We start from the raw sequence: 25,172 nt of genomic DNA, 5'->3' as shown, positions 1-25,172 counted from the left end.
AGGTTCTCGGCTCGAAAAGGCGCTTTTTGCCTTTTTGTGGCCGAGGTTCTTAGGTGAGAGTGCCTAGGAGGCGTAGCTAGACATTAAGAAAAGCGGAGCCGACTGTTTAGGCACAGAACACTTGTATTCCTATAAAGAAGAGCTCTGTGCGATTGCACAGAGCTCTTCTTTATATTAATCAATTTTATAATCATATTCTTTCGCGCGATCCGGTTTAGAGTTCTCAAATTCCGTTTTTAAGAACGGACGATAGGATGGTTCTACACGTTTCACAAACGGAAAAGCATTTAACTTCTCTTGTAAAGCATCCGATTGATTCATATCGCAGTACAGTACAACGTACTTTAATCGCCTTGATATATAGTGAATGTTTCCATATTTACGAAGCAGTTTAGCATGCTTTAACGAATGTAAATATACAATAATACTCTGTCGTTGTCCGAACATATTAATCTCCTTTGTTCGTCTAAATTTATATACATATTAACATCGCGTGGCCCGAAGCATAGTCTGTATAGAATAATTTATCTCTTCTTTAACTCATTCTATTTCAAACATAACGGGGACCTTTTCAGGTCAACCCGTCTTGCGACAGCCACAACTACCTCCCGTACCGCAACCGCCACCGCTACAACCTCCTGCAGAATCAAAAAATGGATTTCCGGTAGGAACTTTGATATACGGTGAAATTTCAGTACCGATACAAACACTAACTTCATCCAATAGTTTTTGCATTGCAGTCTCAGCCTTTTTGAACGCAGCAATACGTTCGTGTAAATCAACTTCCCGCTTAATATCTCGAATCTCTTGCATAACCTTTTTATAATCTGGATGATACTTGCCAAAGCGCTGCACTTCTTCATACAGCTCTTTCTTTTTGACAAACTCCCGGATTAAATGCTGTGCTTCCTCATCTTGTTGTAAATCATGATAAGCAGCACGATACACTGAAGCTTCCTCAGAATCTATAATCATCCGAGCAAGCTGCTCGGCTTCTTCTAGTATTAATACGCTTTCTAGCGTAGCAATAATCATATCAGACACCTCCGATTTTTTATGATAGCATATGTTTCAGAGAAGTCCTAACACCTTACACAATATGCTCAGCCACATTATACCGCCGAACATGCCATGCCTTGTCCTGCAAAGCCACGTAATTTGCACACGCATTTTGAAGAGGCGTTTTAAAATGAATCTCTTGTGGATGAATGGCATGAAGAATGGCTTTAATGGCATGGGAGTGGGCAACAATAATAATTCTTTTTCCCTTGTGTTTCTTGGCGACATCGCATAGAGCAGAAAAACATCGCTCAACAAGTTGCTCATCAGTTTCCATATCTGCAACTTCTCCCTTTGCAATTTGTTCCCGAACTTCAGCAACTGGACGCCCGGAAGCACTACCAAAATCTCGCTCAATAAAACGTTCGTCCAGATGTAACTCTGGAATTCCAGCTGCGTTTTGAATGAGACTCGCTGTTTCTTTCGCACGAAGTAACGGGCTGCTTATGATTACATCCCATTTTTCTTGGCTTAAAAAAGATGCGCTCTGCTCAGCTTGCTTTTTTCCAACTGTATTTAACGGGATATCTTCTCTCCCTTGAATAATTTGTTTAAAATTCCAGTCAGTTTGTCCATGTCGGACCAAACAAATTTCCGTCATGCAAACAGCTCCTTTTTTATACTCACTTTCCATTGTATCAGAACTTTTACATGACGGATAGTTTTACAAGCCGTTTTGTTGCTTCATATATTGGAACATATCAACCATAATGGATGCCATTGCCAATTGGTTTTGAAATTTAGCAACTCGATCTGGAATTGTCTTTTGATAATATTGCAATGCAGCTAATTCAAAATTGTCTCGCTCATCAGGACTGCGCGATAGTTTACGATACCAATATGGCTGTTCTCGGATAAATTTTTGCAAATCCTCTTGGGACTGTACATAATCCATAATTTCTTTGCGCACAGATTTTCCTCCTAATCCTTTTGAAAGAAAAACGGATTGTTTTGTTGGGGTGTACTATTTTGGTCACTAGCGCTTCCTTTAAATTGCTGAATAACCTGCTGTACACTACCTATCGTACTTGTTACATTGTTTAAATGATATTGCACCTGATCCATATTAATATTTTTAATAAATGACATCACTTGCCCCATGACACCTGCTGCAACAACGCTTTCTTGTGCTGCCGCAACAGATTCTTGCTCGCCATCTTGCTTATACACCTGCCAAATTGGATCATTCTCTCCGAGTAAATACCATTCTTCATAAAATTGCTGCCATGTTTTTGATCCGTTTCGCACCTCATAAATCATTTTTGGATGATTTCTTACAAATTCTTTGAACTTCTGAACGGATGGGTGCGATCGTTTGTTTGCCGTTGTCATCGTAATCACCTCTCCTTTTTACTATTGTAAGAACAAACAAGGCATATGGTGCGCCTATTTTTTAGGCGTACCATATGCCTTATTTCTGCAAAAAATTCTCTGTATAAAATGTTTGGTGTACTCCTACACCTAAATTTGTAAATTGTTCATTCAGTACATTCTTTCTATGCCCTTCACTGTTCAACCACCCTTGCACAGCTGCAATAGCATCCAAATAATGCGCAGCAATATTTTCCCCAGCCGCTTTGAATTGCACCGCTCCTTTATTTAAACGGTCACCGAGTGTACCGTATTTAGGAGATTCATGTGCAAAATAATTCTCTTCCTTCATATCCTTACTGTGCAAGTATGCCACTTGCGCTGCAGATTCATCCCATTTCAAAAGCGGCAATTCATGTTGTAATCGAATCACATTGGTCAAATCTAAAACTTGTCTGGCATTGCCTTGTTCTACTTGCACAAGATTGCTATAAGATAAATTTGGTGGCTCCAAGAGTTCCCCACTATATACCAGCTGATATGGTCGTTGCTTTAAAAGCACCTCTTCATCCATGAAGCGAACACCTACCAGCTCACGTGTAAACTTATCAAAATATAACTGCGCCCATCCATTTGGTAACGCAACAAGAGGTTGCTCATTAAATTCTTCTTCCGATAGCTCAAACTGATAGCTACTGTTTTCATGCTTCAATGCAATTTCATATGAAAATGGAAACTGCTCATAAATTTCAGCATGTGTTTGCTGAATGCGAAAGGGAAGTACGTTTGCACTTACACCTGCAGCATAAATAGTTACCACCTTATGATTTTGAATTCCAAATTGCACATAGCTTTGCAAGTTTTGATTGTAAATCCACCATTCATATCCGTAAGCAGATGGTTCGACACGCTCTGGCTCCCCATATTCTGCCAATAAACTTTCTAACTCTCTGCCCAACAATTGGGCAACCGATGGTTCTGCATGTTGAGTAAGATTTTCAGATATATGCGGCTTAAATTGTTGTTTTGGTTTTTTCGTTACATATTCGTTTATCAGCAGTTTGCCGTATAGATTTCCTACTAATAGAACAATTGTTACAGCAATAATTCTAAGAAGTGTTTTCAAGCAAGATGCCTCCTGTATTTCAACTACCTCAAACTCGTACTAACATATGTACAAGTATCTGTTTTAACGTAATAGCATACCAAAGTAGAAAAACTGTTTGTCAGATGTATATTATTTAGCGAGCTTGCAACCTTCTTAAATACTGGCTGCTACTTACGTTCTCTTCTTCTCTCCCATCTCAAAAGTATTAGCTGTTTTACTTGCATATATAAACATACATGTTATGTATTCTCAATATATCATATTTTATGATACAGGACATATTCATAAAGATTTCATAACGAGTTTATTTCTATAATTAATTGCGCTTTCTTACTATTCGTACTATTATAAATCTAGACAGCATTTTCATACAAAGGGGGACATACCATGAAGTTGAATGGGACAGAGTTAGATGAGCAAATTGTTGATTTCTCTCGCCTAACTGAAATTATGAATGACTATGGATTCGTTTTAGCTGGTCAATGGGACTATGAACGTGCAACATATGACTATAAATTCGAATTATTAAAAGATGTATATTATTTACGAGTACAAGCTTACGCAATTGAGGGTGACTTAGGGGGACGTCACGCTCGTGTCAAACTTTTGACACCGTTACTTGGCAAGCATTATTATCCGCACGGTGTAGAGTATGGCGAAGGAGAACAGTTTCCAAACAACGTATTACAAAAAAGCAAACAGCTTTTACATAATATAAGCACAGCATTAAAAGCATTGCCTACAGATTAAAAAAGCAGCATGTTTGCTGCTTTTTTTATTTCTTCACTACTCTTACGACATGCACGTGAACCGCCTGAACAGGCATTCCGATCATCGTTTCTACTTCTTTTTTAACATGTTCCTGTACAAAGCAACAGGTTTCCAGTATAGGGAAACACAAAGACAAAGCGACTTTTATTCTAACTACAATCCCTGTTTCTTCATATGACAAGGTAATCCCTTTTTCTACACGCTTACTACAAGCGATTCCAAACAAAGTTTCTCTTATGTTTGAAACAGTGTAAAGCACACCATTCACTTCGCATACAAGTAGATGTATGAGCTCCTTCAACGTGCGGTCTGCTTTATGCCAAGTCTCCAGTGGATTAATCAGTTCAAGCCCCATCATCGGCCTCCGCTTTGCTTTTTTCTTTCATTGTATGCACACGAAGTAAATGCGGTTCGGACGGCAAATGGAATTATTCAGAGCCCACATATGGTGGCATATCATAAACGCCACTTTTTTCCTTCTCCTTTTCTTGTCTCACCCATCTAAAAAACACATAACCAATTAAAGTACCATATACAAGTTCTTGTACAATTTTCATCACAATTCCACCCGTACGTTGATCTTCTAAAGGAGGCAGCCAATTTAAAAATTCAGGACCACTTAATTGTAAAGATGAAAGTGTACCTGCAGGAACACACAACTCCATGGCCTTTAGCCACGCTTGTGGGTCAGTATATGTTAAAAATAAAGGTTTGCTTGCAAAAATAATCAGTGCACAAGCAGGTGTTAACAGCATGCCATTGGCAAAGATATAACCTATCTTTTGAATTTCACTTAATGTTTGCATTTGCGGTAATGGATTTAATACAGGCCACCACATCATAATTGCCATAAAAAATAAAATCGCTAATGTGATGGGGTGCAACAGTTGACTTTGCTTTACCACATCAAAAACAAACGGCAAATGATACAAGGAGAATAACCCATTAAATACAAACAAAGCAATAAGTGGCTTTGCGAATATATTTACTGTAGCCCGCACAGGCTGGTAGTTAAGCGCATATGCAAGAAGCCATTGGGGGATTCCTAAAATAAGCAATGGGGGCACCGCAATAAACAAGATGGCCATTTCCGTCATATGGGCACTAAAACTAATATGACCCAGTAAATCAAGTGGTCCACCCTTAACGGTATACAATAATATCATTCCACTTACAAAGTATATTTGCTGCCGTTTGCTTACTTTCTCAGCATTAGGAAACCAAGAATTATATCTCCCAATAATTAGAAAATAAACAACTGTAATTGCAGCTATAAAGATAAAAAATACAGGACTCCATAACGCTTCAAAGCCGAAAACCCATAAATTACTCATATTACAACGCTCCTCTTTAGATTATTGCTAAAGAAGGGATTGATTTACATCAATCCCTTCTTGTCATCTTACAACCAAACAATTGTTACAAATGCCAGTACAGTTAAAAACGCAACTAAAATACCTGAGTATAAGAACAATGAAGGAGCCTCATGTCCTTTGTGACTCATGTGCATGAAATAATACAATTGAAAAATAACTTGCACAACAGCCAACACCAAAATAAACGGTACCGCAAAAAGTGGCGTGAACGTTTTTGGATATGCAACTGCAACGAATGCTACAACCGTCAAGAAAATCATTAATGCAAAAGTAATGACCTGATGTCTCATTTCCTCTGCATTTTTCTTCCTACGATAGGCAAGATCTACATTTGGATTTCCAGTTTGTTTTGTCGCCATTGTTTATCCCACCATCCCCATTAAATATACTACAGTGAAAATAAACACCCAAACTACGTCAATAAAGTGCCAATACAACGAAGCAACATAATACTTCGGTGCATTATATAAATTTAGTCCGCGCTTCGCATTTCTAACTACCAACGTTGTTATCCATAGCAAACCAAAGAATACGTGCGCACCGTGCGTACCGACTAGCGTATAGAATGCTGAGCCAAACGCACTGCTTTTCATCGTCAACTTATACTCATGTATATAGTGATTGAACTCATAAATTTCAAGACCCAAGAACCCTGCACCAAGCAATACAGTAATAATTAACCAAAATTGCATTTGCTTGAAGTTAAAGTTTTTCATGTGATACATAGCATACACGCTTGTTAAACTACTTGTTAACAGGAGCATTGTCGCAACAAACACAAGTGTCATATCAAACATTTCTTGTGTTGACGGCCCACCGTTTGTTGAATTTTTCAAAGATAGGTATGTGGCGAAGAGAGAGGCAAACAGTACCGTCTCTCCCCCAAGGAACAACCAAAATCCTAAAAACTTATTTTTCCCTTCAAGGGTCGCTCTTTCTGCATCAGCAGGGAATGTTTCAGCTGTGAATTTCTCTTCTACATGCATTATGCCTTCCCCCCCTTGTCATCCTCTAAGTCTTCTTTATGGATATGATAGCCGTGATCATCAATTACAGAGCGAAGGAACATCGCACCGAGTGTAATCAGTAAACCAATTAACGCTACTGCAAGCCACAGCTTGTCTTTTCCACCTTCCATATACATGGCTCCAAACGCTGCAACAAACAATCCGAAAGACGTCACGAACGGTAAGAAAGATGAGTTTGGCATGTGAATATCACCAACAGGCTCAGCCGGCGTCATTTCTTTTTTACCTTCCATTTTCTCAATCCAGAATGCATCTAAACCGCGTACAAACGGTAATTGCTTAAAGTTGTATTCTGGTGTCGGACTTGGCAATGCCCACTCAAGTGTACGTCCGTCTCCCCAAGGATCACGGCCGGCAGGTTTACCAGAAACTGTTGTTTTCACGATATTGTACAATAGTACAATTACGCCCAATGCCATAAAGATTGCGCCGATAGAGCTGATTAAGTTCCCTGTTTCTAGACCCTGATTTGGTAAAAAAGTAAAGTAGCGACGCGGCATTCCCATTAAGCCTAAGAAATGCTGAATGAAGAACGTTAAGTGGAAGCCACTAAAGAACAACCAAAACGATACCTTACCAAGACCTTCATCCAAAATCTTCCCAAACATAAGTGGCCACCAATAATGCACACCTGCTAATAGACCTAATACAACCCCGCCCACGATAACATAGTGAAAGTGCGCTACTACGAAATAAGAGTCGTGGAACTGATAGTCAGCTGGAGCTGATGCTAGCTGAATACCTGTAACACCGCCCATTACGAACGTTGGAATAAAAGAAACTGCGTACAGCATCGCTACTGTAAAACGAATATTTCCGCCCCAAATCGTAAAGAGCCAGTTAAAAATTTTAATACCAGTCGGTACCGCAATCGCCATTGTTGCTACTGCAAAAATGGAGTTTGCGATTGGACCAAGACCCGTTGTAAACATATGATGCGCCCATACCATGAATCCTAAAAATCCAATCAATACCGTTGCAAATACCATGGAAGAATATCCGAACAAACGCTTTTTAGAAAACGTTGCAAGAATCTCGGAGAAAATACCAAATGCCGGCAAAATCAAGATGTATACTTCCGGGTGACCAAAAATCCAGAACAAATGCTCCCAAATTACTGTGTTACCACCAAGCGCCGGATTAAAAAACTGTGTTCCGAATAAACGATCCAGTCCTAATAGAGCTAAACCTACCGTTAACGGAGGAAACGCAAACAAAATTAAAGCAGATACTACAAACCCAGTCCAAGTAAACAAAGGCATACGCATATATGTCATACCTGGCGCACGCATATTAATAATTGTTACCAAGAAGTTAATACCACCAATTAATGTTCCGATACCGGAAATTTGAAGCCCCAGTATGTAAAAATCCACACCATGTGTTTTTGCAGCCATTGTTAGTGATGCGTAAGATGTCCATCCTGCATCAGGTGCGCCCCCTAAAAACCAACTTGCATTTAAGAAAACGCCACCAAAAAAGAATAACCAAAAGCCTAGTGCGTTAATATACGGAAACGCTACGTCTCGCGCCCCGATTTGAAGCGGTATAACCGCGTTCAAAAATGCAAACACAAGCGGCATTGCTGCCAAGAAAATCATCGTTGTGCCGTGCATCGTCAGCACCTGGTTGTATGCATCCCCTACAAGAAAATCATTGTTGGGAATCGCCAACTGATAACGAATAAACAACGCTTCCAAGCCGCCGGCTAAAAAGAATATGCCACCTGCCATCAAGTAGAGAATGGCAATCTTCTTATGGTCAACCGTTGTTAAGTAGTCCCAAAGAACACTTTTTTTCTTTGCTACAGAACTCACGTCTTTACCCCCTCTTCCCCTTACTTCTCAGCTTTTAAACCTAGTAGATAGGCAGTTAATGCATCTACTTGCTCATCGGTTAAATTGCCGTATTTACCAGTCATTAAGTTCCCCGGCTTCATGCCTTCTGGATCTTTTAACCATTGTTTCACATTTTCTTCATTGTTTTCCACGATACCAGCTACTAACTCACGATCACCAAAGTTAGCCAAGTTTGGCGCGATACGTGCAGCGGCTGGTCGTGCATCATTTGCATCTACCGCATGGCAACCGATACAGCTCTTTTGGAAAATTTCTTTCCCTTCTTCTGCTTGTGCAGATGCTGTTTCCTGTTTACCATCAAGCTTGTTCATGGATGCTGTCCAAGCCTCATATTCTTCCGGACTAACCGCTTTTACCTTAAACTGCATTAAAGCATGGGACGGGCCGCAAAGTTCTGTACAAAATCCGTTATAAGTACCAGGATTATCAGCTTTCAACCACATCATGTTCACGTTGTCCGGGTTCGTATCGATTTTTCCTGCTAATGAAGGTACCCAGAATGCGTGCTTAATATCTGCTCCCTTCAAATTTAAATACACTTTCTTCCCTGTCGGAATCACCATATCTTGAGAAGTCACAATCTTCTCATTTTTATAAGCAAATTCCCACCAGTACAAGCGTGCACTTACATCAATAACAATCGTATCTTTATCAAGCTTTTGCTTTTGCGCAGGCTTTACATCTGCCAGCTTGAAGGTGTACGTAACAGTTGGAACAGCCAACACCAACAAGAGAAGAATCGGAATTACAGTCCAAATGATTTCAAGCTTGTGATTGCCCTCCACCTGTTTTGGAATATAGTTCTCCTGCCCTTTCTTTTGACGGAACTTCACGACTACATAAATAAAGATTGCTGTAACCACCAATACAACAAGTACCATGATTGCAGTTGATAATAGCAATAAATCATATTGCATCTTCGCCACTTCACCTTGCGGAATCAAGGTAGATTGAAAGTCTTTACCGCATCCCCCTAACAGTAAAGCCAGCAAGGAAACGAGCGAAACCAGTCGCCACTGTTTCATCATTCATAAACCCCACTTTCTTTGTTGATTAGATTGTACTTTATAAAAATTAAAGTAAACCCCATGTAAAAATTCCCCCTTCTTCTTAAAAAAGCTACCTAAGCGTGTTTCATGAAGAAGTACATAAAAAACCGCGAGTGACACAAAGCCCTGCGCCCACCTATTCCCTTACCGTATAACAAGTCGATTTTTTATGCATACATATCAAAATGGCAACGACTAGGCATTACCTATGTAACCCCATTATTCATTTGTCTCGTTGAGAGAGAAAGCGCGTACAAATTCTGATGTACGTTACATGGCTGTGATCCTATACATGAATAACAAATCATTTTCAAGATCACAAATACCGTCCCTTTAAAACCATGTACATTTTCATTGCAGACCTATATAACAATATTATTACAGTAGAAATATTGTTTTATAGAGAACTAGAAACCGTACTTATCCTGCCCGCATCTAAGAACGGCAGCCCTATCACTTAGTCTATAAACTTACTCGACTATATTAAAACATATTTTATGAAGAATTTGTGAAAGAAACTTAAAATTTTTGTGTCTTTTCACAACATTGCGCTTTCTACTATAATCATAACATGAAATACCTTATTATGATAAACCATTTTGTCAAATTTCTCACACAATTGTTTATACTCATAAATGTATCTCGCTATACTTTCTAAAATTGTACTTTTTTTGTCATATATCACTTGCTCTGTCCTATGAGCTATCGTGTATAATAGCAGTCTGTAGGAATAGCGTTTTCATTTTGAAATTTGTTTTCTTGCTTTTACCGCGGATATTATGGTAATACGGTAAACACAATGAAAAAGTTATTCAGGAAACCATAACCTAAATTTATATGTTACAGTTATGCGTTAACCCTGATGCCCTATCCGGTGTTGCATTGTTTTCTACTTGTATTTATATGTACCACTATAACTTCATAGAGAAAGAGAGTGAACCGTTTGCAACGTTTGTTAAAAATTCTAGGCGTTATAACAAGCTTTGTTTTATTATTGGTTTTACTTGGGGGAGCTCTTGTTACAAAAACAGGCTCCGGACAAGGCTGCGGTAAATCTTGGCCGCTTTGCCACGGAAAAATCATACCCGATCCTTTGACTTTAGAAACGGTCATCGAATTGAGTCATCGAATTGTTTCAGGTTCTGCGGGGATTCTAGTGCTTTTATTATGTGTACTATCTTGGTTTTTCCTAAAAGCACGTGAAGCAAGACCACTTGCTGTCGTTTCTTTCTTATTTCTAATTGCACAGGCCCTTCTTGGAGCTGCCGCTGTTGTTTGGGGACAATCAGCTGCTGTATTGGCACTTCACTTCGGTATTTCTTTAATTTCGTTCGCATCTGTTATTTTGCTGACACTGCTAATCTTTGAAGTGGACAAGAAGTTTAATGCGCAAGCCCTTATTGTTGATAAAAAAATGAAATTTCACATTTACGGTATTACATTGTATAGCTACATCGTTGTATACACAGGGGCTCTTGTACGCCATGAGCGAGCTAGCTTAGCATGCCCTAGCTTCCCGCTTTGCAGCAAAAGCAGCGCTCTTCCGACACAGTTTCACGAGTGGGTACAGATGGGTCATCGCTTTGCTGCAATACTTATCTTCTTCTGGATTTTATATGCGGCTGTTTTAGCTGTTCGTCAATACAAGCATGAGCGCGTTATCTATTGGGGCTGGCTCATCGCACTCATTTTGGTATCCTTGCAAGCTGTTTCCGGTATGCTTGTTGTGTATACAGAACTAAATCTATACGTTGCATTGTTACATGCATTGTTTATTTCTTGCTTGTTTGCTGTACTGTGCTATCTGTGCATGCTTGCAAGAAGAAGTAAAACACGTTAAAAATCCTATCCCCATTGGGGATAGGATTTTTTTATTTTACAAGTTCGATTAGCAAATCACCTGTTTGGATAGCATCGCCATCTTTTACAAACAGCTCTTTAATCACACCAGCAAACGGTGCTTGTACAGTCGTTTCCATTTTCATAGCTTCTGTAATTGCCAAGGATTCTCCTTTTTTAATCGTGTCACCTGGCTTTACGAGTACTTTAATAACCGTACCTGGCATTGTCGCGCTAATATGCTGCGGGTTGTCTTTGTCCCCTTTAATACGCTGTGCAATCGCTGATTTAATGCTTTCATCCTTAATAATTACTTCACGAGGTTGACCGTTCAATTCAAAGTATACAACACGCGTGCCATCGGCTTGCGGCTCACTGATGGAAACAAGTTTAACATTTAGTGTTTTTCCTCTTTCAATTTCCATCTCTACTTCTTCTCCTAAACGCATCCCATAGAAAAATGTCGGTGTGTCCAAAACGGAAACATTGCCGAACTTATCAAATATCGTTTGATATTCCATGAACACCTTTGGATATAAGGCAAACGACAATAAATCAAACATTGTTACTTGACGCTTCAACTTATGGAATAATGTTTCCTGTAAATCCTGAAAATCTACAGGCTCCAGCAATTCACCCGGGCGTACGGTAATAGGCTCTTTTCCTTTTAAAATAATGCGCTGCAACTCTTTCGGGAACCCACCGTGTGGCTGTCCTAAATATCCTTCAAATAACTCAACGACAGAGTCAGGAAAATCCAGCGTTTCACCACGCTCATATACCGCATCTTCTGTTAAGTTGTTTTGCACCATAAACAACGCCATGTCACCCACAACTTTAGAAGACGGTGTAACTTTGACAATATCACCAAACATATCATTGACACGACGATACATGGTCTTTACTTCATCAAAACGATCTGCCAAACCAACCGCTTTTGCTTGTTGCTGTAGATTGCTGTACTGTCCACCTGGCATTTCGTGCATATACACTTCCGTATGCGGCGCATTCATGCCACTTTCAAAGCTTACATAATATTTACGAACATCTTCCCAATAATGCGAAAGCTCCTCTAGGGCTTTAATATTTATATCCGGACATCTTTCGTCTCCTTCAAGTGCATAATATAACGTACTCGCGCTTGGCTGTGACGTTAAGCCAGCCATAGAGCTCACTGCAACATCAACAATATCTACCCCAGCTTCAATTGCCTTTACATAAGTGAAAATGCCGTTTCCACTCGTATCATGCGTATGCAAATGAATCGGAATAGAAACTGTTTCTTTTAGACTAGATACCAGGTCATACGCAGCTGCAGGCTTCAATAAACCAGCCATATCTTTGATTCCCAATATATGCGCTCCTGCATTCTCCAACTCTTTTGCCAAATTGATATAGTATTTCAAATCATATTTGCTGCGTGACGAATCATGGATATCACCTGTATAGCAAATTGCCGCTTCCGCTAGCTTACCATTTTGCCGAACTGCATCAATAGCTACTTTCATGCCTTCCGCCCAGTTTAAGCTGTCAAATATACGAAACACATCAATCCCGCCTTGTGCGGAAGACTCGACAAACTTACGAATAACGTTATCTGGATAATTTTTGTAACCTACTGCATTAGAAGCACGGAGCAGCATTTGAAATAATACATTTGGCATACGCTCGCGCAGATGCAACAAACGTTCCCACGGATCTTCTTTTAAGAAACGATAGGCAACATCAAATGTGGCACCGCCCCACATTTCTGCAGAGAATAGATTTGGCAATAACCGTGCTGTTGGCTCAGCAATTCGCTTTAAATCTTGCGTACGAACACGCGTTGCAAGAAGTGATTGATGACCGTCACGGAACGTTGTGTCAGTTAAAAGTACACGCTTTTGCTCCTGCACCCACTTGACAAGTCCGTCTGCGCCGCGCTCTTCTAAAATTTGTTTTGTACCGGACGAGATTGGTTCAGAATATTTGACTTTTGGCATACGCGGCTCAGCAAAAATTGGCTTTTCTTGCTTACCAATACCCGGAAAACCGTTAACTGTAACAGAACCTATGTAAGAAAGCATTTTCGTTCCGCGGTCTTTTCTCTTTGGAAACACAAATAATTCAGGTGATGAATCAATGAAAGAGGTATCATATTCACCCGACATAAAGTTTGGATGTTTGACCACATTTTCTAAAAATGGAATATTTGTTTTAATGCCGCGAATTCGAAATTCTTTTAAGTTTCTCTCCATTTTTGCCGCAGCTTGCTCAAATGTGAGCGCCCACGTGGTTACCTTAACGAGTAAGGAATCATAGTACGGCGTAATAACAGCTCCTTGAAAACTGTTACCAGTATCTAAACGAACGCCAAACCCGCCGCCAGAGCGATATGCCATAATTTTACCTGTGTCTGGCATAAAGTTGTTTAACGGATCTTCCGTTGTCACACGTGATTGAATGGCATAACCATTTGTTCGGATTTCCTCCTGCGCCGGAATGCCAACTCTGTTGCTGTGAAGCAGAAACCCATCTGCAATTAAAATTTGTGTTTGAACAATATCCACACCTGTTATCATTTCAGTGATAGTATGCTCTACTTGTATACGAGGATTTACTTCAATAAAGTAAAATTTATCTTCCTTTACAAGAAATTCTACCGTACCGGCATTTAAATAGTGTACATTTTTACAAAGCTGTACAGCTGCTTCACAAATTGCCATCCGCAGACCTTCTGGCAAAGAAACACTCGGCGCTACTTCAACTACCTTTTGATGGCGGCGTTGTACAGAACAATCGCGCTCGTATAAGTGAACTATATTACCGCCTTGATCTGCTAGGATTTGTACCTCAATATGTTTTGGATTTTCTACAAATTTTTCTACATACACTTCATCGCTACCAAATGCAGCCTTTGCTTCTGATTTCGCACGATGATATGCTTCTTCAACACCGGAAGCATTGCGAACGATACGCATTCCTCGTCCACCGCCACCTAACGAGGCTTTAATAATGATTGGATACCCATGCTCTTCGCCAAACGCAACGACTTCTTGCAGGCTTTCTACAGGGCCATCACTGCCTGGGATTACCGGAATATTGGCTGCTTGTGCTTGTGCTCTCGCTTTTACCTTATCGCCAAACATATCTAAATGTTCGCTTTTAGGGCCTATGAAAATGATTCCTTCTTCTTCACAACGCTTTGCAAAATGAATATTTTCTGATAGAAATCCATAGCCGGGATGAATGGCATCGACTTGATTGCTTTTTGCAATTTCAATAATGCCTTCAATATCTAAATACGCATCAATCGGCTTTTTTCCGGCTCCTACTAAGTAGGCTTCATCCGCCTTATAACGGTGGTAGGAACCAGTATCTTCCTTCGAATAAATGGCTACTGTACGCAGTCCTAGCTCTGTACACGCACGAAACACACGAATAGCAATTTCACCACGGTTAGCAACCAGGACTTTTCGAATATTCTGCAACTTTTCCATATAAATCCCCCTCTACTTTGCTGCGACGGCAGGTATGAAAACTATTTTAATCATCATACCTTATTTTGAAGAAAATGATAAGTATTCTGCATGATCTGTTACACAAATTTATTATACCATACAAAAAAACATTCATCACGAAAAAGTATGTCACATAAAGAAAATATAACATACTAATTTATTTGTTTTTTATGTTTTTATTAACAATTGGTCATCTTAAGCCATTTTATCGACATTTTCTTTGCTTACTACTACAATATATAGCTATTCTTCTTCTCACTGTTATCAAATTCATACATATTGTAAAAAGCTACCGAATGAAATCGACAGCTTTTTATTGTTCTACGATACTATATGAAAATAAAACAGCTATCCTCTTTACCTAACCTTACTTTATCACCACAAGATGAGGCTTTGCTGGTAAATCTGGTTTTGTTTCTTGCGCTCGAACCTGCGCTGATATATTTAAGAGCAGTCCTACCGACATGAGATTGACAAGTAGGGAACTACCTCCAGAACTAATAAATGGAACAGGTACACCTGTAAGAGGCAACAAACCTGTTACACCGCCTATATTTACAAAAGTCTGTATAGCTAACATACTCCCTATACCAATTGCTAGAAAGCTTGCAAACGGGTCTTTGCTTTGACGTGCTAATTGAAATGAACGAAGTATAATAGTGAGCAAACTTACCAGAACGATAAGAACACCCATAATCCCTAACTCTTCTGCAATGATTGCCATAATGAAATCTGTATGAGGTTCTGGTAAGAACCCAAGCTTTTGAATACTGTTTCCCAGTCCAGCCCCTCTTACCCCACCTTCTGAAATAGCAATAAGGGAGTTAATGAGATGAAAGCCGTCTCCCTCCGCATCTGCAAACGGATTTATAGCAGCTGTGAAACGGGACTTTTGCTCGGCATTCAAAACATGGTTGTAGGCAATATAAAGCATCGGCCCCCATACAATCCCGGTAACTGTAAAACGCTTTAAAAGTAATTTTATAGAAACACCTGAGCATAAGAACATGGCACCAATAACAGCAGCAATTAATAAATCTGTTCCTAAATCTTTTTGCATTAAAATTAATCCAAGTACCATTATTAGAAAAAGCGTTATACTGCCAATACCTTGCATATATGAAATCGGCTGTTCATGCTTTTTTGCCAAGAAACGAGAAAGTGCAATGATAACTGCAAGCTTAGTAAATTCCGCAGGTTGCACACCGAAAATCCAACCTTTTGCACCATTTACTACATCACCTTTGATAACTGTCAACAGTAATACTATAGGCACCACTGTATAAATTATTAATATAACTAACCGCGTTTTAAATATAGCTAAACGCAACCGATAGATAAGTAACACCAATAAAAAACCTGGTATCATGACTTTCAACTGTGAAAGAAAAAAATAATCGCTTTTCAAACCTTTCAGACTCCCCTTTACTAGAGGCACAATTGAACTTGCACTATATACCATAATCAGACCGAACGCACACAACAAAATAAGTGGAAGTATTAAAGAGTAATCCAATGACTTCCATGACTTTTTCATATTCATTCCTCTTTCTTGCGTAATAATTCCTTTATTCTATGTATCTGCGCATTCATCCTGCCGTATATGGCATGAATGATAAAAAAGCTCAAACATGAGTTTGAGCTCTCTATTTGAACCCGCTATTGTCTCTTTGTAAAAGCATCATGCAAAGCGGACAATTCTCGTTCCAATTCCCCAAGAATTTCTTTTCCTTGCACTTCTTCAATGAGCCCGAGCCGAACGGCAAAATCAACTTCTCTGGACAATCCAAACATTTGCGTATCCAGCACCTCTTCATACAACGGACATTGGGGCATAGTCAGATGGTCCATCTGTACTTGAATGAGTTTTAAAATCTTTTCTGCATCAGCTTTTAGAAGGGCTAGTGCCTTTTCCTGATGATTTGTTACTGTCTCAGACGCCAAATTCATTCCCTCCGTTTCCGTCCAACTCTCCTAACTATCTTTTAATATTAAAGATAGTTACAGGAAAATGCAATAGAAATATTTCTCTACTCCATTACAGATGACAACACTTCATAATCAGATTATACTTAGATAAGCGCTTTAACATAGTCATAGGAAAAGAATGGCTTATTTCAAAGTACATCTATTACTGTATTTAGTACGTGTAAACATTGTTAGGTGTTATGGGAATCATATATGCAGAGGGGGAAAATCACAATGAGTGATATTATATTCATTAACGGCAATGTATCGTACTCCATCACACTAGATCCCGGAGTATGGATTTTTGATGATCGAAAAGTAGATTTGCTTACCTATTTTGAAGAAGAACGTTCCAATTCTGATGAATTAGAAGCTTACAAAAAAGCGGTTTCTGCTCATTGGGATAGAGAGATTCGTGAAGGGGCGCTATTCCCGCCGGTTAATAAAAGTATCTCTAGATTTGAAAAAGAAAAAATTATTAAAGGCACATTCGGTATACCCTTACGGCCATTTTTAGAGCACGCCATGCCTGGTACTGATGCGCAAAAGGTTTTACTCAAAACAGAAATCAATACATATACCCTTACTATGGAAGAAGCCATGGACGCTATTCTTGGTTTTTCAAAAGAGGGTAAACCCCTACAAGATGGGCCAGCACATTTTTATTTTGGAGATGGACGCAACAAAACTGCTCCAATTACACACATTAGACAGCTTACTGTTATATAAAGTTTAAAAACTAACGACTGTTTTTAATGGTTGCATTTTTGTTTTACATAAAAAGGGCGCTACAAAAAAGCGCCCTTTTTTACAATAAATCAGCAGCCAGTTGTGCCAAGTTCGAACGCTCACCTTTGACAAACTTGACATGACCGCTAATTTTTTGCTCCTTGAATCTCTCTACCACATATGTTAAACCATTATTGTATTCATCTAAATACGGATGATCAATTTGTTGTGGATCTCCCATCAACACAATTTTACTCCGCTCTCCTACACGCGTTAAAATCGTTTTGACTTCATGCTTTGTTAAGTTTTGTGCTTCATCAATAATAATGAATTGCTCTGGAATACTTCGTCCGCGAATGTAGGTGAGGGCCTCCACTTCGATGGAACCCATACCTGCCAAAATCGCATCCAGCTCGCCTGGTTTTTTTGTATTGAATAAGTACTCCAAATTATCGTAAATTGGTTGCATCCACGGCCGAAGTTTTTCTTCTTTTTCTCCGGGTAAGTAACCGATATCTTTTCCAACTGGGACAATTGGACGTGCCACAAGCAGCTTCTTGTATAATCCTAAATCTTCCGTTTGCATCAATCCGGTAGCAAGCGCCAACAATGTTTTACCTGTGCCAGCTTTCCCGATTAGCGTTACGAGCGGAATATCATCCCGTAGCAGCATTTCCATTCCCATAATCTGTTGTACATTTCGCGGACGCACACCCCAAACTTGCTCATTTTGAAACACCAGCTTCTTAATCTTTTTACCGGTCTGATCCACAATCCCAACAGCTGATCCAGACCCTCCAACTACATCTTTCATTAAAACGAATTGATTAGGATAAAATGGATGATTAGCCAAATCCGTGACCGGTAGTTCCCCTTTTTCATAAAATTTATTTAAAATCTCTTTTTGTATGTAACACTCTAAGAAGCCTGTATATATATTATCCATTTCAATTACACGGTCACTCAAATAATCTTCTGCTTGCAATCCCAGTGCATCAGCTTTGACTCGTACCAAAACATCTTTACTCACAAGAATGACAGGTCTTCCGTCCGGCTTACTCTGTTCTTCTAAATACAGATTTTTCGCGACTGCTAAAATACGATTATCGTTGGTTTTTTCCACAAAAATTTCTTGCAATTGCACAAACGAACGGTGGTTTAATTCGATACGAAATGTGCCGCCATTTTCAAGCGGAATGCTTTCATGCAACTTGCCGATTTCACGAAATTTATCAATGAGTTTAGATACATGACGGGCGTTTCGCCCAACTTCATCCATGTAACGTTTTTTAGAATCCACTTCCTCTAAAACAACTGCAGGGATTACTACCTCGTTGTCCGCAAAAGAAAAGATTGACAATGGATCCTGTAAAAGCACATTCGTGTCAAGCACATATATTTTGCTCAATCTGCTACCCCCCGACTCCACTGAACAAGATTCTATCCGATAGGACGAACCGTTTGCTATCAATATATGTCACACCAAGCAGAGATAGAATGTGTTACAAGAAAAACATCTGTGTAAATCCCATGTAACATCGTATAGAAGCATATTTATATTTGTTTAATTGCGGTTAGCACCTGATTATCCAGCTTAGTAGCTGCACGTAAGTCGTATGTTTTTTCATATTTTGGTTCTGTAGATAATTTGGACCCATAAAACATGACATCGCGTACCTCGTCAATATGCACCTCAAGTAACGCCAATTTCAGAGGCACCCCTTCCATACGATCTGTTATAATACGAGTACTTCCTGCTACAGAATAGACCGACTCATTTGCCATTATATTTAATACAATGCTCGGGTTATGGCGGATATTTTCTACAATGCGAGAGCGTTGATCTACTGCAAAACGAACGGTTGCCATATCCATAGCATATACCCACGAAATTGCACTAACATTTGGAGACGCTTTTTCAAAATCAATTGTGGCGACAGTTATAATTCGTTCCTCACGTAAAGCATAAAGCAATTCGTCATTTAATGTAGATTCTACTGCATTTGCCATTGTCACACCTCCCTTTCCTTCATGATACACCTAATTCTGAATAATTAAAATATTTTTTTCTACTGTTTGAAACGTGCTATACTGAGAATAACGGATTTTGAATAGAGGTGAAAAGATGAGAGTTAAATGTGTGTTATGTGAAACCATTGAAAAGCTGGATGATGAAAACCCTATTGCAAAACGGTTGCGCAATCGTCCTATTCATACATATATGTGCGAAAGCTGTCAGGATAGAATTACCGCGCGAACAAAAGCACGGTTAGCAACAGGAAAGTTCCATCTCTATCGCGATAAAAACACTGAAGAGGAGTGGTAAGGTGCAAAAAGGGCTTTTAGCAGGTACAATTGCGGGGATTGTATTAGGTTTATCTCTAAAATTCATGCAAGCTCTAACAGGAAGTAAGGTATATACCCTGCTCCTCAACGTCGATTTTATTCCCTATATGAATCAACAATGGCCTGAAGTGACTGAGTTTTCTTTTCACTTAATCATTTCTTTGCTAATTGGCATGGTATTGCATATACTCGCAAAACGAGGCTATCACCCCTGGCAAGCCGCCTGCCTTCTCACGTTACCAACTATTTTGTTATACTTTCCCCTCAGCGTACTGGCCATAAAAGATGTCCCGGCGCCGAATGATTGGTTTGCCTTTAGTTTATGGATAATTGGTCATATGTTATATGCCATATCACTTGCCTACACATACAGTAAAAGGTGACTCAAGCGAGTCACCTTTTACTTATAGTTTTGAAACTTTTTTGGCTCTCGCTCCATTTGCTCCACATAGCAATCGATTAATTCAGATGGAAAGCGCGCCGTTTTCTCCAACCCATGGGCAGTGTAATATACCATATACATTTCCTCATGTTTTTCAAGTTTTGTTTCTGTTACGCCATGTTCATGAAAAAGCATATCGGCAAACAAGGCATATGTTTCCTTTGCCGCTTCGTCATCCGGTCTAGCTTCGGCTACAGTTTTAATAGTTAACCAATTGTAAAGAGCATCCTGTATTGAACGCATCGGTCCCTCCTAAGCCTGCTTTGCTTGATGCAAACGCATTTTATAAATCCCCAATACGATAGCCGCTACTACTAATCCTTCCGCTACAGGTAAAAAGATTGCAAAGAACGTTAAAATGGAGCAACCTAAAATAAGTAGTATATATATAATGACATTCTGCAATACCGGTAGCTTTCTAGCAAAACCCAAATTATATACCAATATACTAAGTACAATGATCGTACCGTACAGCCACCACATACCAATTTCTGGATTTTCAGCTACATTGTAAAGCCTTGCAAAAAACGACATTCTCTCCAATACATCCACTTTTATTTCTCCCCTTTTGCTTATACTACTATAAGAGTAAAGCTCTTTATTTGAACTGTCTACAAAAAATCCCGACAATTTCGTCGGGATTTTTTTTATTGCTCCATTTCCGCGTACTTTTTCTTTTTAGCAATACGTTCGCGTTCATTTTTATCCAAAATCTTTTTCCGCAAACGTATGGATTCAGGTGTTACTTCGCAATACTCATCTTCGTTCAAGTATTCTAAAGATTCCTCAAGTGTCATAATGCGCGGTTTTTTCATTGTTGTTGTTTGATCTTTATTTGCAGAGCGAATATTTGTCGCTTGTTTTACTTTCACGATGTTAACTGTTAAGTCGTTCTCACGCGTATGTTCACCAACAATCATGCCTTCGTACACCTCTGTACCAGGCTCAAGGAAAATGATACCACGGTCTTCTACCTGCATAATGCCGTACGTAGACGCTTTTCCAGATTCCATAGAAACGAGTACACCTTGACGACGTCCACCAACTTGTCCTGGCTGCATCGGCTGATAGCTGTCAAATGAGTGGTTGATAATGCCGTATCCACGTGTTAGCGTTAAGAATTCTGTTGTATAACCAATCAACCCACGTGCTGGTACCATGAATACAAGACGCACTTGACCGTTTCCGTTGTTAATCATATCAAGCATTTCACCCTTACGAGCACCCATAGATTCGATAATAGAACCTGTATACTCTTCTGGCACATCTACTTGTACACGTTCAACCGGCTCGCAGCGTACACCATCAATATTTTTAATGATTACTTCTGGCTTGGATACTTGTAATTCATATCCTTCACGGCGCATATTTTCAATTAGAATAGATAAGTGAAGCTCTCCACGTCCAGATACAATCCAAGCATCCGGAGAATCCGTATTTTCAACACGCAAACTTACATCCGTTTGTAGCTGCGCACGCAAACGCTCTTCGATCTTACGAGCTGTAACGAATTTACCTTCACGTCCTGCAAACGGACTGTTGTTTACAAGGAACGTCATTTGCAATGTCGGCTCATCAATACGAAGTACAGGAAGCGCTTCTTGATGCTCAACAGGACAAACTGTTTCACCGACATTAATGTCTTCCATACCAGATACTGCTACTAAATCACCCGCTTTTGCTTCTTGGATTTCTTCACGCTTCAAACCAAAGAAACCAAAGATTTTTGTTACACGGAAAGACTTTACAGTACCATCAAGCTTCATTAAAGCAACTTGTTGTCCTACCTTCATCGTACCGCGGAAGACGCGCCCAATTCCAATACGACCTACATAATCATTATAGTCAAGCAATGCAACTTGGAATTGAAGCGGCTCCTCGTGATTATCAATTGGTGCCGGAATATGCTCAATAATTGTATCAAACAGGGATTTCATATTTTCTTCTTGGTCAGCCGGATTTGGGCTTAAACTTGCTGTACCGTTAATACCAGAAGCGAATACAACAGGAAACTCTAACTGTTCTTCATCAGCACCAAGCTCAATAAATAAATCTAAAACCTCATCAACTACTTCTTCTGGACGAGCAAAGTCACGGTCAATTTTATTAACAACAACAATCGGTGTCAGCTTTTGCTCCAACGCTTTCTTTAATACAAAGCGTGTTTGTGGCATACATCCTTCATAAGCATCCACAACAAGTAGTACACCATCTACCATTTTCATAATGCGCTCTACTTCTCCACCAAAGTCAGCATGGCCCGGTGTATCCAAAATATTAATGCGCGTATTATTATAATTAATGGCTGTGTTTTTAGCCAAAATTGTAATACCACGTTCTCTCTCTAAGTCATTAGAATCCATCGCGCGCTCATCTACTTGCTCATTGCTGCGGAATGTTCCCGCTTGACGAAGCAACTGGTCAACCAACGTTGTTTTACCATGGTCAACGTGTGCGATAATCGCGATATTACGTAAATCTTCTCGTTTTTTCAATATATCCAACTCCTAGTGTCTCTTTTTCATCCTTTTCTATTATAAGAGCGAAACCTAACGGTTGCAATCTATAATGTAGCGCATTACTTACTAAACCGCTTTCATAATGTTCATCTGACTCATATATCTAATTTACCGCGTTGCGTCTGTTCTACATATATTACAGATTTAAACTGATTTTGGAACGTTTTCACTTCTCCCATTCAGCTAAAAGAATATCGTTTTTCTTTATTGATATAGTTGTTTTCTTACCATTTCATACAGTACAATAAAAATACTGCATAAACTGTTTGAAGATTTTTTCTTTTATCTTTAGACCACATGAATTGAGATTATTGCGGAAGGTGAAAACATGGAACATATTCAATATCGGTTGTTAATGATTGCTCTTGTTGCCGTTATTTTTATGATTGGCATTGGTATTATGATTGCAGAAAAAAGTTCTGCAGGTGCCATTGTATGTGTGATTGGAACGATTGTTTCTATCGGCTACGGATTTGTCACAAAGCGAAAATTACGTAAACACTCCTAATACATAGTCATTTATGCATCTCAGTATTGCCACTTTCAATTGTAAGCATGCTTAAAAACAGACAATGCGACGTACTCTTTTAGACATCGCATTGTCTGTTTTTACTTTACATATGTTAAAAGTTCTTCATAAACACCGGGTCTCGCTGCTAATATAGGCCCTTTTTCAATAGGACTCAAGGCTACCCCATTAAAGTTTGTAACAATGCCTCCGACTTCTGATAAAATAACTGCTCCTCCGCCGAAGTCCCAGGGAGATAATCTTGGCGTAATATACCCATCTAGTCTTCCCGTTGCTACATACACCATCTCTAACGCCGCACACCCATAAGAACGCGATCCTCTAGAACGTCGGACCAATTCACCCATACGTTCATAATCTAGCATACGATTCCTTGTCAGCCATGTCGCATTAATACCAATTACACTTTCTTCCACTATACCTGCCTTTAATTTCGGAATCTCAGTATCATTACAATAAGCACCTTGCCCTTGAACAGCACTGTACATTTCGTCATGGACAGGATCATATACTAAACCAATCTTTCCTTGTCCATTATGATAAATACCGATAGAAATCACAAAATTGCGTTTTTGATGCACAAAGTTCATCGTACCATCTATTGGATCAATGAGCCATAACGTTCCTTGTAAAGATCCTTCTTCATTTCCGTATCCTTCTTCTCCAAGAATGCGATGAAGCGGATATCGCTCTAAGATTTTTTCAATTAAAAACTGTTCAATATGTCGATCCATATTAGTTACAAGATCAGAGGCATTTGATTTCGTTTCAATTGTGAGAGATGTCTCTAAAGAATCCCTCAGCAGTCCCCCCGCTTCAAGCATCCACTGTTTTGCATGTAACGCTACCTCATTCCAATCCATTGCAACACCTCATTTTCACAGAAAAAACGAACCTATGCATAAGGTTCGCACCAATTTTGGTTTTATACATACCTTATTATTACGCTTCTAGGCGAATCATTTCAAGTCTGAGCGTCTCTAACTTTCTTTTGCACTCTTCTTTTTTCGTTTCGTCATTTTCAACCATCGCATCATATAATACCGCCAATTCGTAATCGAGCTCTAATCGCAATACCGGAATCCGTTTTTCTGCATCTGTTCTTTTCAGTGCGTTAATCACCTGTCTCATTTGTTTGCCTCCCACCTTCATGTAGTTTGCCCCTAAGCTTAATTTACTTAATTTTCAGTTATTTTGTTTTATACTATATTATGTGGGATAAATCCTCTATGCAACAAATTTGTATTTTTACCTAAAAAATTTTTTTGAGCACCATTTTTTGAATGATACAAGCTATGAGACAATAGATATTAATTTACTTTTCCCGTTATAGCACTTATCATTTTATTGAGTTGCGGCTTATTCACTAAACTATGCTACTCAATTCATTTTGATCCAAATGATAAAAATCGTCCAAATCTAAAGGATTTGGACGATTTTTACTTCAAAGACATTCAACTGTTTACATCTTAATTTTGTCGCTGTCTCCTAGCAATTTTGCCGCTTGTACAACACGGTAAGCGGAATAACCACTCATTTCTTCAAATTCATTACATAGTTTTTTTTCTTCTGCTTTACTTGGAACAATTTCCTTGAACCGGCGATATAAGCGCATAAACACATCCTTTTGTAGCCCGGTTTCATATGCTTTCTCAACGCCCTCATAAAAATGAATTACATCAATGATTTCGTCCGTGGACCAAGTATAATCCATAGGATATTGATATTCCATACCTTCA

29 protein-coding genes are annotated in these 25,172 nt (G+C 39.2%); 6 read left to right on the top strand and 23 right to left on the bottom strand.

What is annotated here, in order from left to right; genetic code table 11:
• Positions 1-174: 174 nt before the first annotated feature.
• From EEJ45_RS11320 to EEJ45_RS11295, 6 genes are all read right to left on the bottom strand, one after another.
• Positions 175-447, bottom strand: a complete 273-nt coding sequence (locus EEJ45_RS11320; protein WP_124564924.1) for a YlbG family protein — start codon at positions 445-447, stop codon at positions 175-177.
• A 129-nt stretch (positions 448-576) separates the two neighbouring features.
• The gene (locus tag EEJ45_RS11315; RefSeq protein WP_124564923.1) at positions 577-1,035 is read right to left on the bottom strand and encodes a YlbF/YmcA family competence regulator; all 459 of its coding nucleotides are present in this window, start codon (positions 1,033-1,035) and stop codon (positions 577-579) included.
• A 55-nt stretch (positions 1,036-1,090) separates the two neighbouring features.
• Entirely contained in the window at positions 1,091-1,660 is a 570-nt protein-coding gene (locus EEJ45_RS11310) for a histidine phosphatase family protein (RefSeq protein WP_124564922.1), read from the bottom strand.
• A gap of 63 nt (positions 1,661-1,723) precedes the next feature.
• A complete protein-coding gene (locus EEJ45_RS11305) occupies positions 1,724-1,969 on the bottom strand; it encodes a YlbE-like family protein (protein ID WP_124564921.1) in 246 nt (81 codons plus the stop codon).
• An 11-nt stretch (positions 1,970-1,980) separates the two neighbouring features.
• On the bottom strand, positions 1,981-2,391 hold the full coding sequence (gene ylbD, locus EEJ45_RS11300; RefSeq protein WP_124564920.1) for a YlbD family protein: 411 nt from the start codon (positions 2,389-2,391) through the stop codon (positions 1,981-1,983).
• A gap of 79 nt (positions 2,392-2,470) precedes the next feature.
• The gene (locus tag EEJ45_RS11295; protein ID WP_124564919.1) at positions 2,471-3,496 is read right to left on the bottom strand and encodes a CAP domain-containing protein; all 1,026 of its coding nucleotides are present in this window, start codon (positions 3,494-3,496) and stop codon (positions 2,471-2,473) included.
• Positions 3,497-3,865: 369 nt separating this feature from the next.
• Between EEJ45_RS11295 and EEJ45_RS11290 the strand changes: the two genes are divergently transcribed.
• Positions 3,866-4,228 carry a YugN family protein gene (locus tag EEJ45_RS11290; RefSeq protein WP_124564918.1) on the top strand — a complete coding sequence of 121 codons (363 nt, stop codon included), beginning with the start codon at positions 3,866-3,868 and terminating at the stop codon, positions 4,226-4,228.
• A 25-nt stretch (positions 4,229-4,253) separates the two neighbouring features.
• Here EEJ45_RS11290 and EEJ45_RS11285 read toward each other — a convergent pair whose 3' ends face one another.
• From EEJ45_RS11285 to coxB, 6 genes are all read right to left on the bottom strand, one after another.
• Complete coding sequence (locus EEJ45_RS11285; RefSeq protein ID WP_124564917.1) at positions 4,254-4,607, bottom strand: Asp23/Gls24 family envelope stress response protein; 354 nt, start codon at positions 4,605-4,607, stop codon at positions 4,254-4,256.
• Positions 4,608-4,677: 70 nt separating this feature from the next.
• Entirely contained in the window at positions 4,678-5,583 is a 906-nt protein-coding gene (gene ctaG / locus EEJ45_RS11280) for a cytochrome c oxidase assembly factor CtaG (protein WP_124564916.1), read from the bottom strand.
• A gap of 68 nt (positions 5,584-5,651) precedes the next feature.
• The gene (gene ctaF / locus EEJ45_RS11275; RefSeq protein ID WP_124564915.1) at positions 5,652-5,984 is read right to left on the bottom strand and encodes a cytochrome c oxidase subunit IVB; all 333 of its coding nucleotides are present in this window, start codon (positions 5,982-5,984) and stop codon (positions 5,652-5,654) included.
• Positions 5,985-5,987: 3 nt separating this feature from the next.
• Positions 5,988-6,611, bottom strand: a complete 624-nt coding sequence (gene ctaE / locus EEJ45_RS11270; RefSeq protein ID WP_124564914.1) for a cytochrome c oxidase subunit III — start codon at positions 6,609-6,611, stop codon at positions 5,988-5,990.
• A complete protein-coding gene (gene ctaD, locus EEJ45_RS11265; RefSeq protein ID WP_124564913.1) occupies positions 6,611-8,470 on the bottom strand; it encodes a cytochrome c oxidase subunit I in 1,860 nt (619 codons plus the stop codon). Before ctaD ends, ctaE begins: the two co-directional genes overlap by 1 nt.
• A 20-nt stretch (positions 8,471-8,490) precedes the next feature.
• Positions 8,491-9,540 (bottom strand): cytochrome c oxidase subunit II, encoded by a 1,050-nt coding sequence (gene coxB / locus EEJ45_RS11260; protein ID WP_124564912.1) that lies wholly within the window; start codon positions 9,538-9,540, stop codon positions 8,491-8,493.
• A 964-nt stretch (positions 9,541-10,504) separates the two neighbouring features.
• On the opposite strand from coxB, the gene EEJ45_RS11255 reads away from it, so the two are divergent.
• Positions 10,505-11,401, top strand: coding sequence for a COX15/CtaA family protein (locus EEJ45_RS11255; RefSeq protein WP_124564931.1), 897 nt, complete (start codon positions 10,505-10,507; stop codon positions 11,399-11,401).
• Between the two features lie 31 nt (positions 11,402-11,432).
• Here the strand turns inward: EEJ45_RS11255 and pyc are convergent, their stop codons facing one another.
• The 3 genes from pyc to EEJ45_RS11240 form a co-directional block, all read right to left on the bottom strand.
• A complete protein-coding gene (pyc, locus tag EEJ45_RS11250) occupies positions 11,433-14,879 on the bottom strand; it encodes a pyruvate carboxylase (RefSeq protein WP_124564911.1) in 3,447 nt (1,148 codons plus the stop codon).
• A gap of 388 nt (positions 14,880-15,267) precedes the next feature.
• Positions 15,268-16,437: an FtsW/RodA/SpoVE family cell cycle protein gene (locus tag EEJ45_RS11245; RefSeq protein WP_124564910.1), complete on the bottom strand. Its 1,170-nt coding sequence runs from the start codon at positions 16,435-16,437 to the stop codon at positions 15,268-15,270.
• A 122-nt stretch (positions 16,438-16,559) separates the two neighbouring features.
• Positions 16,560-16,844 (bottom strand): Fpa/YlaN family protein, encoded by a 285-nt coding sequence (locus EEJ45_RS11240; RefSeq protein WP_124564909.1) that lies wholly within the window; start codon positions 16,842-16,844, stop codon positions 16,560-16,562.
• Positions 16,845-17,102: 258 nt separating this feature from the next.
• Here EEJ45_RS11240 and EEJ45_RS11235 point away from each other — a divergent pair, with 258 nt between their 5' ends.
• Positions 17,103-17,597: a molybdopterin-binding protein gene (locus EEJ45_RS11235; RefSeq protein ID WP_124564908.1), complete on the top strand. Its 495-nt coding sequence runs from the start codon at positions 17,103-17,105 to the stop codon at positions 17,595-17,597.
• 79 nt (positions 17,598-17,676) lie between these two features.
• Here the strand turns inward: EEJ45_RS11235 and EEJ45_RS11230 are convergent, their stop codons facing one another.
• Positions 17,677-19,005 carry a PhoH family protein gene (locus EEJ45_RS11230; protein ID WP_124564907.1) on the bottom strand — a complete coding sequence of 443 codons (1,329 nt, stop codon included), beginning with the start codon at positions 19,003-19,005 and terminating at the stop codon, positions 17,677-17,679.
• A 146-nt stretch (positions 19,006-19,151) separates the two neighbouring features.
• Positions 19,152-19,607 carry a pyridoxamine 5'-phosphate oxidase family protein gene (locus EEJ45_RS11225; RefSeq protein WP_124564906.1) on the bottom strand — a complete coding sequence of 152 codons (456 nt, stop codon included), beginning with the start codon at positions 19,605-19,607 and terminating at the stop codon, positions 19,152-19,154.
• 115 nt (positions 19,608-19,722) lie between these two features.
• Between EEJ45_RS11225 and EEJ45_RS11220 the strand changes: the two genes are divergently transcribed.
• Both EEJ45_RS11220 and EEJ45_RS11215 read left to right on the top strand, forming a co-directional pair.
• Positions 19,723-19,923: a YlaI family protein gene (locus EEJ45_RS11220; RefSeq protein WP_124564905.1), complete on the top strand. Its 201-nt coding sequence runs from the start codon at positions 19,723-19,725 to the stop codon at positions 19,921-19,923.
• Position 19,924: 1 nt separating this feature from the next.
• Positions 19,925-20,326, top strand: a complete 402-nt coding sequence (locus EEJ45_RS11215) for a hypothetical protein (protein ID WP_245999884.1) — start codon at positions 19,925-19,927, stop codon at positions 20,324-20,326.
• A 17-nt stretch (positions 20,327-20,343) separates the two neighbouring features.
• Here EEJ45_RS11215 and EEJ45_RS11210 read toward each other — a convergent pair whose 3' ends face one another.
• From EEJ45_RS11210 to typA, 3 genes are all read right to left on the bottom strand, one after another.
• Positions 20,344-20,628, bottom strand: coding sequence for a hypothetical protein (locus EEJ45_RS11210; protein WP_124564903.1), 285 nt, complete (start codon positions 20,626-20,628; stop codon positions 20,344-20,346).
• Positions 20,629-20,637: 9 nt separating this feature from the next.
• Positions 20,638-20,919, bottom strand: a complete 282-nt coding sequence (locus EEJ45_RS11205; RefSeq protein ID WP_124564930.1) for a YlaH-like family protein — start codon at positions 20,917-20,919, stop codon at positions 20,638-20,640.
• 113 nt (positions 20,920-21,032) lie between these two features.
• Positions 21,033-22,883, bottom strand: coding sequence for a translational GTPase TypA (gene typA / locus EEJ45_RS11200; protein WP_124564929.1), 1,851 nt, complete (start codon positions 22,881-22,883; stop codon positions 21,033-21,035).
• Between the two features lie 349 nt (positions 22,884-23,232).
• On the opposite strand from typA, the gene EEJ45_RS11195 reads away from it, so the two are divergent.
• Positions 23,233-23,412, top strand: a complete 180-nt coding sequence (locus EEJ45_RS11195; RefSeq protein ID WP_124564902.1) for a DUF5325 family protein — start codon at positions 23,233-23,235, stop codon at positions 23,410-23,412.
• Between the two features lie 101 nt (positions 23,413-23,513).
• Here EEJ45_RS11195 and EEJ45_RS11190 read toward each other — a convergent pair whose 3' ends face one another.
• The 3 genes from EEJ45_RS11190 to EEJ45_RS11180 form a co-directional block, all read right to left on the bottom strand.
• Positions 23,514-24,296, bottom strand: coding sequence for an inositol monophosphatase family protein (locus EEJ45_RS11190; protein WP_124564901.1), 783 nt, complete (start codon positions 24,294-24,296; stop codon positions 23,514-23,516).
• A gap of 79 nt (positions 24,297-24,375) precedes the next feature.
• Positions 24,376-24,564 (bottom strand): hypothetical protein, encoded by a 189-nt coding sequence (locus tag EEJ45_RS11185; RefSeq protein ID WP_124564900.1) that lies wholly within the window; start codon positions 24,562-24,564, stop codon positions 24,376-24,378.
• Positions 24,565-24,895: 331 nt separating this feature from the next.
• Positions 24,896-25,165: a UPF0223 family protein gene (locus tag EEJ45_RS11180; protein WP_124564899.1), complete on the bottom strand. Its 270-nt coding sequence runs from the start codon at positions 25,163-25,165 to the stop codon at positions 24,896-24,898.
• Positions 25,166-25,172 lie beyond the last annotated feature (7 nt).

The organism is Ectobacillus antri (assembly GCF_003852715.1).
GTDB lineage: Bacteria > Bacillota > Bacilli > Bacillales > Bacillaceae_G > Ectobacillus > Ectobacillus antri.
The sequence above is the reverse complement of the archived record's forward strand: the minus strand, read 5'-3'. Positions and strand labels throughout refer to the sequence as shown.